The following is a 9821-nucleotide window of genomic DNA, read 5'->3' as shown; positions in this document are numbered from 1 at the left end:
GGTCTTGGCAGACGATGAAGTGCGCCGCGATCTGCGTCGCTGGGTGCCGGAGTATCAGGCCTCCGTGGCACCCATTCTGACGAGCATGCCGATATCGGCGTTGCGTTCGGGCGCACCACGCTAGGTGGCGCGACTAAAAACTCTGCCAATTCAGGATGGGGCGTTGAGCCCCCGCACTGCAGGTTGAGGCGATAGTCACTGACAGATGGTTATACCTGTACTGACGTTATAGCGCTGTAACGGCGTGCAAGATGCAAGGTCAGCCGCGAATCCATCGTGCCCGAAGACGGGCATCGTTCCTCCTGCCAAGGCACGACTCTCCGCTGAAATTGCGCTCGTGCCCTTTGGCTTTGTGAATGCCGCTGTCCTAATGGAGCTGAGTTGCCTGCTAACCCTACGTTTGCCGAACGAGCTGCTTCGGTCTGGCACCCTACAAACGTGTCTGCAAGGTATCGTCCGTCATGCGGGTTTTTCTTCGCGGGCGAGCAACCGATATAAAGCCTGCCGCGATATACCTAGGGTCTGTGCCGCTAGACTCTTATTGCCGTGGGCGGTGATCAAGGTCACCTCAGCTTGCTCACGGGTCGCGGACGGAGCGCCCGTTCTGGAGCGACCTGAAAACGTCGAGAGATAAACGAAGTGCCGCAGGCCCTGGCTGGTAACGCCCAGTCTGTGCCTAGTGATTCCGTGCGCCTTAAGCACGTAGTATGATCGCGCCACTGCGCTTTCGTTCGACCTACGGGTATCGTTGACTCAGTGAGACGGTTGGATAACAGGGCTGCTTCGATCAATATCTCGCTCTTCCACTCGATTGGCACCTCACGGGTTCGACCGCCCTTCGTCCCGCGTGTCACGTCAAGCACGCAGTAATCGCGGACTGCCTTAACCGGATCAAGCATAAAACTTTCTTCGACACATAGTCCAAGGGCGGCTTGCAGCTTCAGTTGGACAGCGACATATGGATCAGCGCGAGCGATTTCTTCGATTTTCGCCAGGGCATCGACGTTGTGCGCCTCCCACGATTTATCCTCGGTCGCAACGTACGAGCGCACAAGGCCGTTCGCCTTTCGGTCACGCATGCATCGAGCCGGCCGACGACATTTGGTTTACCCATCCAACTCACGAACGTACGGAAATACGTCAGCTTGTTCTCGATTGATCCTCCACCGTGCCCGCCTTTCACTCAGTCCCAAATTGGTCTTTTCATGATCCGCACTTGATCAGTGCTATGTGCCGCAGGCTTGGGTAAAGGACATATCGCTAAAAGTATCTTTTCGAGCCGAAATCCTTTCCCTTGGGAACGCAAAAAATCCGGCAATCGTCTACGATTTCGAATTCCCCAGCATAAGGTTCCAGCACGTCATGCCCCGGGCGAATGATAAAGAAATCATACGCGTCGAAGGTGATGTGTTTGAATACGTCCATCGGTTTTCTTCCAAATCTTGGCAGAAAACCGGGGTGAATCTCAATGTAAAACGAAGGTCGGGATGCTATGAGAGATTTCGCGCCCTCCAGCGCGTGTACTTCCGCGCCTTCGATATCGATCTTGACAAAGCTTGGCTTGTACTTAGCGAAACTATCTAGCGTGTCCAGCGAGATAGTAGTCACATCATGCGCGCCGGTATTTCCAATCTGGACACATTGCTCTGCAAGCGATACGGACGTTTCACCTGCGGAATCGCTAAGGCCCTTCTGGATGAATTCGATATTCGATCGACCGTTCAGATCGGCATTTATACGACCGATCTCAATATTGTTGGAAAATGGGTCGAAGCTGATGACTTTCCCGGTCTCTCCGACGATAGCCGAGTAGACAAGGGAGTTGATGCCCTGGTTTGAGCCGCAATCAAATACGATATCGCTTGAGCGTATCATGCCAAGTTGCTCAAGGTATGCGGATTCGGTATAGAGAAACTTATCGTACCAATCTCGCCCCTCAATGGTGGCTATTAGCAGGCGCGTGTTTACGCCATCAACTTTCTTTTCGAGGACATAGGGTTCGTCGAGAGGCCGTTGCGACCCCAGCAGACCGTGAATGTTGCTTGCATGTTGGCGCCATCGCGATAACGCCTCGGCAGGGGAGATGGCGCTGTGCGGTTGCATCGACGATTGGCTTGATCCTCCCGCGAGAGGCGTAGCGTCTCCTGCACTCTTGACCACTCCAGATTGCTTCAATCTAAGTGTTTTTGCTTCTTCGCGAACTGATGAAATCTCATCCTCTAGTTCCTTGATTCTCCGCTCACGCTCCCGGACGGTTTCCTCTCGCTGCACGACAGTAGCTTCGCGATCTTTAATGACTGAGACGAGATCGATGATCTGTCGCTGGCAGTTGTCGGCTAGTTGGTCTAGCTGCTGGATTCTCAGTTCGCGATCCCTAACAGTCTGCTCTCTCTGCGCTACGGTCTGCTCTCGCTGTACGACAGTAGCCTCGCGGTCTTTTACGACCAATATGAGGTCGACGATTTGTTGCTGAGAGGTATCGGATAGTTGATTGGACGAGTCGCCTAGCCGATTGGAGGCGTCGCGAGCTTTGGACGTTATGCGCTTGAACATTTTTCTCTTCGGTAGATTTACGGGTGGGTAGAGCCCGGATATTCTTCCGCGCCAGTGGCATCATACTCTAGCCCCTCTCCCGGATTTACTTCAATGACTTGACCAGCGCACTTATCTGGTCGGCCTCTCGTTGCGCCTTGATGGCGTACATGGCGGCGGTAGGGTGAATACAATCAAACAGCATCGACTGCCAGTTAGGCAGCGACAAGATGTAGTCGTATTGCTTGATAAGTAACACCCCTCGCTGCGCTGCTAGCTTAGCCATTGGTCCCTTGTATGCCGGCATGTTTACAACGGCTGGTGCACACATGGGGTTCGGCTCTTCTAGGACGGGGATTTTTCCCGCGGCTTTTTCACTGTATTCACCCATGCAAGCAGATTGGCCTTGTAGCTATCGATCGGGTCCAAGATGGAATCATTGGTGACGTAGTCGGCGATGACGATTTTCGAATCATCCGAGGCTAGGCGGGTCGCAAGGGGAACGGGCCTGCGGCGCCATAGATAAGAGAGTCGCTCTCAGCGCTGATGGATACTGGGTTTAGCTGCTTCACGGTAGAGGCCGGGCTTCCACCACCATCGCCGCAGCCGCTGCACGCAATTACAAGCATCCCCAAAAAGGATGCGATTACGCCGCGCGCCATCTTCTCTCTCGTCGTGTTGTATTTGACGACCTCAATGATGCGTGGCACTAAGTTTCGGATTCCCCGCTGACTGATAAATTGATATGCGCGCCAACCTTCCGCATCCGGTTCAATACGCGCTCGATTTCCTTCGGTGCTAGATCCAATCGCGCCATCAGAAAGAACAAGGTCTGAGCGCTGATGGTTCGCTCTCCACCCGTGGACTTGCGCCAGGTTCGGCTTTCCGTCGAGCCGGTGAGTTCGGCCATTTCGGAGCTGGTCTTGTTCTGGTTCGCCTTGAGCTTGGCGAGTTCTGCGGGTTTTGGCGGCACATAGAGAATAGCCATGGTATTTCATGGCTCGTTCCTTTCGGAAATCGGACCGCGCGGATGCGCTTCCACATGAAGCAAGGATGCGGCCCATTGGGCCGGGCGTCAATAAAGATTTAGCAGCATCACTAGCCGCTTCCGGGCGGCTTTTTGTTCCCGAGACACCGATGACAGATCATGACCCGATATGGGTTCGGAGCCGGAAATCGAGGCGCTCATGCCAGAAGAGGATCAAGATCATAGGAGTGATGCGCGGGCGATCGCTTTCGATAGGATCGTCGCAGCCTGCCTGGATCTGGAATGACAGATTCTGCCGCGGGTGGCTCAACGGGGCGTGAAGGCGGTACTGACGCAGGACGAGGAGAAATCGGACTAGATGCGGGACTAGGGCGGGTAAGGCGGTCAGACATGCCGCTCTTCCTTGTCCTTAGGTAGGGAGTGGAAACAGGCCCCGTCGTAGTGTGCGCGAGGATGCCTAGTGTCCCGAGTTAAAAATTCATTGCCTTATTTGCGTTGTCTACTAACCTGGGTTGCAGGGTTCGCAAATAAGCGAGGCGATGATGAGAGGAAGACCGAAGGTGCCACTGATCTTGAGTGAAGCGGAGCGCGAACAGCTCACGGCGCTGACAATGCGGCGCAAGACCGCGCAGGCGCTGGCCTTGCGCGCACGCATTGTGCTGGCCTGCGCCGAGGGCATCGACAACAAGACGGTCGCGACAAGGCAGCGTGTCACCACGCATACGGTTTCGAAGTGGCGTTCGCGATTCATCAATCACCGCGTGGACGGGTTGCTCGATGCACCGCGCCCGGGAGCACCGAGGACGATCGAGGACTCCCAGGTAGACGCGCTCATTGCACGCACGCTTGAGTCCGTGCCCACGGGAGCGACCCACTGGAGCACGCGCACAATGGCCCGCGAGATGGGGCTGTCGCAGACGGCCGTGACGCGGATATGGCGTGCCTTCGGGCTTCAGCCACACCGGCAGGAGACCTTCAAGCTCTCCAGCGATCCATTGTTTGTGGACAAGGTGCGCGATATCGTTGGGCTGTATCTGGACCCGCCGCTCAAGGCCATGGTGTTGTGCGTGGACGAGAAGAGCCAGATCCAGGCGCTGGACCGCACCCAGCCTACGCTGCCGCTGGCCCCGGGCATCCCTGAGCGACGCACGCACGACTATATGCGCCACGGCACAACCACACTGTTCGCGGCGCTGGACATCTCCACGGGCGAAGTCATTGGCGAACTGCATCGACGTCATCGCAGCAGTGAATTCCTGCAGTTCCTGCGCACCATCGAGGCCAACGTGCCACCCCAACTGGACGTGCATCTGGTGATGGACAACTACGGTACGCACAAGACCTCCTCGATCAATACCTGGCTGGCTCGCCATCCGCGTTTTCATGCGCATTTCACCCCGACCTCTGCTTCGTGGATTAACCAGGTCGAACGATGGTTTGCCACGCTCAGCGAGACATACATCCGCCGTGGCACTCATCGCTCCACCCGGCAACTCGAACAGGCTATTCGCCAATACATCCAGATCAACAACACCGATCCGAGACCTTTCAACTGGACCAAATCGGCCGACGACATCCTCGCCAGCGTCAAGCGATTTTGTCTACGAATTTCTAACTCGGGACACTAGCATGACACTGCTTTAACCCAAGTCGCATCCTTGACTTGCGGTTCGATTGCGAGCAAACAGCGCTTTGAGGAGATCCTTGCTTAGCATGTGCTATCAAGTACTAGGCCTTGCCAAGGTAGGTGCGAGCATTCTAGACCGTAGGTCGCGTATAAACCGGGTATAAGATGAGTCTGGAAAACTTCCAGTAAGGACTATAGAATACTCGGCAAAGCCGTGCACGCCCGTGCCCAAAGACGGCGTATTACATTGGAAGCTTTCTCTTGCGTGGCGGTGTCTAACTTGAGGACTTGTTCAACGATGTCTGACGAAAATAAATCAGGAAACCCACGAGCATTTTCGAGAATGCGGCTTCGCGACTATTTCGCAGGGCAAGCGTTGGCCGGTGATATGTCGGAAGAAACCTTCTCGAGCGATGCTGAGGATGAGTTCATTTCCGAACGGGTGCAACTCTATTACCGAATTGCCGATGCGATGCTGATGCAAAGAATAGGCAAGGGCAAAGAAGACGAAGACTATTAACTGTCGCTATATTCCGGAGAGTCCGCAAGGCAGATTCCCCATCGACCACCTGCTTAGTTCGGTCCTTGTCCTCGGCACGGAAATCGAAAACATCGAGCAGTAGTTGCTTGTATGGGTGCACCTAGTGCAACGTTAGGCGGCACCATTGGTAAGGGAACGCGCCTTGTCCAGCGTAGGCCCGATGCGCAGAGCATGTGCGGGGATCGATAGTGAAGCCGTAGCTTTCCAAGAGCGGACGAGCTTGCTCCACCAGTTGCACGTTCTCGGCCGTTACGTCGCGAACGTCGTCTGCGCGAAGGTTCAATTGGCATAGCGACCCGTGTGCCTCTCTAGACTGCCATTGAACGCTCGCGTGTAGGCGTAAGTGGGAGACTGTCCACTGCAGCGCGTCGCATCCGCGTTGGGTGCTAGTTAGGCCAAACCCTCTCGCGATGCCATTCATCTTCGCCACGTTGTCAACGCGCCAATTGTCTTTGGCGGTCACCACCGCGAACGATGGGCCGCCGCGCTCATACACCAAATCCTTTATGCGTTCGCTGTACTGTGGCGTAAAGGGAAAGCTACCCCCGATCTGAGTGAATGAGACAGACGGCGGGAAAAAGATAGTCAACCAACCCCATGCCGGATCGGCTCCTACGATTATCGCGGTTGTATTTTGCGGAGTTTCGAGTTGTGGAACTTCCGCACGGAAGGCGTGACTTGCCCAACGTTCATGGCCCCAGGTTTCAACGCCGCCGGCAACGACTATCAACGTGGTAGCGCTTAGTGTCCACGCGGCGACGCGGCGCGCAGTGAGATAGGGAAACAACTGAGTCAGAAGTACGAACGCCAGAAAGGGAGTCAGCAGTTCGATAGGGACAATGTAGCGGTAAATGCTGAACAACTTCATCCACAGCAGGTATCCGAGTGCAACAAATGCGATCGCATACCGCAGCTTCGGATCAAGCGCTGCGTCGGCCGTGGAGCGACGGAAGAATCGAATCGCTGAGATCACCACCCACGCCCAAAATAGGATGTAGACGACTGGCCAAATCACCTGATGTAGTGTTGCCTGGCCGACTCGCTTGGAGTTCAGCGAAAAGACGAACGGCCAGAGAACAGTTTCAAGCGTATTTCTTGGAAGCCAACTCGTGTCGGCAATGCCTCCGGACGGCGCGAGCGCATTGGGGAACAGCGAGCTGAACTGTGGGAAGAACGGGTTTTGAAATGTGCGCCACATCACCCATAGCCAATAACCGCCAGTCAGGGCCAGTCCGAGCAGAGCGCCGACGCCGAACAGGAAAGCGAGCCGAACGCGCACCGCTGGGCTTGCGGGGAATAAGAGCAGGGCGACGCACAGCGAGACCGCATAGACAGCGTTCGTGAGCTTCAGACCCATGCCCAGGCCGACCAGAATTCCAGCAGCAACAACTATTGCGACCGCCCTGAAAGACCATCCGCCCAGGCGCTCCCAGCTATTCAGAAGCAGTAGCAATGAGGCGAGCGTAAAGAGCGAGGTGGTGTCGTCGCCCATCGAATTACCAAGCCCGGAAAGGAAATTGGCGGTTAGAACCCCGGCGACAGCGAGCAACAGCGGGAGGCGATGGCGATCTTCCTCTGGCAGCCCAGGCAGCATCAGCCGAATGATCGACAGCAGTAAAACGAAATCGAGTCCGTGGAACACTCCTAAGAGAAACCCGACAACTGGTGCCGGCAGGTACGCGTATAGAAGGTAATAGGCTGCATCAAGGACAGGATTGAAATAGGTCTGCAGGCCGGCCGGTGCGAAATCCGTATGGAGCTTGCCATGCAGGAACGAATAAGCGTTATGTAGGTGATAGTTGAACGCATCCCAATTTCGGTCCTGACCTAACCATAGGGACCAAAGGCCGAAAAGCAGCGGGATAGCGATGCGAGCCACAGCCAAGGCATGGGGCGTATTGAGATCCAAAGACCAAAGCTTGCGCCAAAGCGATATCGGGCGCGTGCCGTTTTCGAACGTATTCATCATTTGCCAAAATCAGCGTTACTTGAAGACCCACAGTTTGGCCGTGACAAAATTGACGGCCATGCCGGCGATCGATCCGATCGCCACAGCAATGACGGGGAGGAGAGGTTGAGCCCGGAGTGTGAGCACTGTCGCGCTATAGGCACCGTAATTGACAATGCCACCAGCGGACATTGCCGCGAGGTATCGCCACCACTGGACCCAGGCGGAATCCCGCCGGGCGGAAGTGAATGTGTAGCGGCGATTGATTTGCCATGTAGTCCACACCGCGCAAAGAAACGATGCTGCACGGCCAGAAAAGTATCCCAGCCCAACGGCGAGTGCCAGGTACAGCACGCCCGCATCCACCAAGAAGCCGACTCCACCGGCAATGACGAATCGGAGCAATTGCCGGCGCATTCTAACGGTGTGCCTGTTCAATTGTGGGAGCCGGTATCGATAGGTAGGCAAAGCGTTTGATTTCGGCTCGCCCGCGCGTCACGGTATCGAGCACAATGCCGCACACGAGCAGTATCGCGCCGAACAGCATAAGAGCAGCGCAAAGAAGCGCGGTTGGTAAGCGGGGCACCAAGCCCGTACTGAAAAAAGTCCTGAACAACGGTATCGAGAGCACGACGGAAAGCGCGGCACATGCGAAGAAGCCAAGCGAGAAGAACAGCAATGGTCTTTCTGCCTTGAATAGCTTCACTATCGTTAGCAGGATTCGAAAGCCGTCTCGGTAGGTGTTCAATTTGCTGTCGGATCCGACTGGCCTGGGCTTGTATGTGGTCTGTACCTCCGCGACCGGCATCCTTAGTTCCAGGGCGTGAACGGCAAGCTCCGTCTCTGTCTCAAACCCGGAGGAATGGGCAGGAAACGATTTGACATATCGCCGTGAAAAAACACGATACCCCGAGAGCATGTCCTTGAATGACCGGCCGAAGATCGTTGCAGCAAATTGCGTCAACAGCACATTGCCAAGCCGATGGCCCATTCGATACGCTGTTCGTTCATCCGATACTCGCGTGCCCACTACCATATCAAGACCGCCCGCCAACAACTTGTTTACAAGCCCAGCAGCCTCGGACGCGTCGTAGGTGTCGTCACCGTCTACGAGCACGTACACGTCGGCTTCTACATCGGCAAACATTCGGCGAATCACGTTCCCTTTACCCTGATCGTTCACGGTGCGCACGATTGCTCCAGCGCTTAGCGCAAGGCTGGCGGTGCCGTCCGAGGAATTATTGTCAAACACGTACACGGTCGCGTTGGGCAGAGACCGCCGGAAGTCACCAACGACTTGCGAAACCGTAAAGGCTTCGTTATAGCAAGGGATGAGGACGGCAACGCGGTGGGAGTCGGAGACGGACATCGAATTATCGGCAGTATGAAAGAGTTTCGGGGACGCGAAAACCGAGGGAAGAATGCGTCACGACACGCATCCACGTACGAATACCTGTTGTGCTGGCAATCGCCTCGGTCGGGATTTTAACCGCTGGCGCCGCCAAGTCCGCAAGCTGCTGGCTTACTTCTCAACTTGATCCGCCGAACCGTGGTGTTTAGGCTGGCGTGTCTGATTCTGCCAAAAGGGCATCTCGGCCCTCCTTAACGTGGTAGTGCGACGGCACATCGCCATCTCAAAGGGCTTTGGATTCGGGGTTTTCCGGCGTGACAAAGGGGCCTTCTAGCGGAGTCTGTGCGTCTGACGGCTTGTTGTCGCGAGTTTGCAGCATGGTGTTCTCCGAGTCGGTCAGTACGGTGCGCCGTAATCGTCACTATGCGTGCCGCGACCTCACTGACTCGGCGAAAGCGCTGCCACACTTGCGGGCATGCTAGTCACCCAAGTTCGCATGTCATTATTATGCATCTACAGTTAACGTCAATCGTTGCGAGATCTAAAGCATATTTTGCCCAGCAAACCAGGCAACATCCCCTACCTGGAGTTGTTCTGTCCAGAGCGGCAGTTCGCTGATCCATCCAAGCACCTTGTGGCCGAGGATTTCGCGACCGCGTTTGGCGGGGTCGTCGTCGAGCAGACTGACGAGATGCCATTCGCTCGAGCGCGCCAACTCGCGCACAAGGTTCGCTCCCGCCGTGCCCATACCAAGCACGATCACCGGCTCGCCCTTGCCCATCAAGCCGCTGTACAGATAGAACTCCTAAGGCGATCATCGCAATCCCGGGGGCG

The 9821-nt window shown here is 55.7% G+C and carries 9 protein-coding genes and 1 pseudogene; 2 read left to right on the top strand and 8 right to left on the bottom strand.

Annotated features, from left to right (window positions below; translation table 11 throughout):
* Positions 1–459 precede the first annotated feature (459 nt).
* The 4 genes and pseudogenes from EOS_RS02500 to EOS_RS02480 form a co-directional block, all read right to left on the bottom strand.
* Positions 460–1183: pseudogene (locus EOS_RS02500) on the bottom strand (integrase domain-containing protein); the annotation flags it as partial.
* A gap of 77 nt (positions 1184–1260) precedes the next feature.
* Positions 1261–2553 (bottom strand): FkbM family methyltransferase, encoded by a 1293-nt coding sequence (locus EOS_RS02495; protein ID WP_047845030.1) that lies wholly within the window; start codon positions 2551–2553, stop codon positions 1261–1263.
* Positions 2554–2638: 85 nt separating this feature from the next.
* Positions 2639–2923: a hypothetical protein gene (locus EOS_RS02490; protein ID WP_047845029.1), complete on the bottom strand. Its 285-nt coding sequence runs from the start codon at positions 2921–2923 to the stop codon at positions 2639–2641.
* A 318-nt stretch (positions 2924–3241) separates the two neighbouring features.
* Positions 3242–3520 (bottom strand): XRE family transcriptional regulator, encoded by a 279-nt coding sequence (locus EOS_RS02480; RefSeq protein ID WP_326972892.1) that lies wholly within the window; start codon positions 3518–3520, stop codon positions 3242–3244.
* A gap of 539 nt (positions 3521–4059) precedes the next feature.
* On the opposite strand from EOS_RS02480, the gene EOS_RS02475 reads away from it, so the two are divergent.
* Positions 4060–5148: an IS630 family transposase gene (locus EOS_RS02475; protein ID WP_200908601.1), complete on the top strand. Its 1089-nt coding sequence runs from the start codon at positions 4060–4062 to the stop codon at positions 5146–5148.
* A 297-nt stretch (positions 5149–5445) separates the two neighbouring features.
* Entirely contained in the window at positions 5446–5667 is a 222-nt protein-coding gene (locus EOS_RS02470) for a hypothetical protein (RefSeq protein WP_047845026.1), read from the top strand.
* Between the two features lie 121 nt (positions 5668–5788).
* Here EOS_RS02470 and EOS_RS02465 read toward each other — a convergent pair whose 3' ends face one another.
* The 4 genes from EOS_RS02465 to EOS_RS02450 all read right to left on the bottom strand — a co-directional run bounded on the left by EOS_RS02465 (position 5789) and on the right by EOS_RS02450 (position 9768).
* Positions 5789–7657 (bottom strand): hypothetical protein, encoded by a 1869-nt coding sequence (locus tag EOS_RS02465; RefSeq protein WP_235442681.1) that lies wholly within the window; start codon positions 7655–7657, stop codon positions 5789–5791.
* Positions 7658–7672: 15 nt separating this feature from the next.
* Positions 7673–8053, bottom strand: coding sequence for a GtrA family protein (locus EOS_RS02460; protein ID WP_047845025.1), 381 nt, complete (start codon positions 8051–8053; stop codon positions 7673–7675).
* 1 nt (position 8054) lies between these two features.
* Positions 8055–9005: a glycosyltransferase family 2 protein gene (locus EOS_RS02455; protein ID WP_047845024.1), complete on the bottom strand. Its 951-nt coding sequence runs from the start codon at positions 9003–9005 to the stop codon at positions 8055–8057.
* A gap of 523 nt (positions 9006–9528) precedes the next feature.
* Positions 9529–9768: a nucleoside-diphosphate sugar epimerase/dehydratase gene (locus EOS_RS02450; protein WP_047845023.1), complete on the bottom strand. Its 240-nt coding sequence runs from the start codon at positions 9766–9768 to the stop codon at positions 9529–9531.
* Positions 9769–9821: the final 53 nt, after the last annotated feature.

The sequence above is a fragment of the Caballeronia mineralivorans PML1(12) genome (genome assembly GCF_001028175.1).
GTDB lineage: Bacteria > Pseudomonadota > Gammaproteobacteria > Burkholderiales > Burkholderiaceae > Caballeronia > Caballeronia mineralivorans.
Note: the sequence above shows the minus strand (reverse complement) of the source record. Positions and strands in the feature narration are given on the sequence as shown.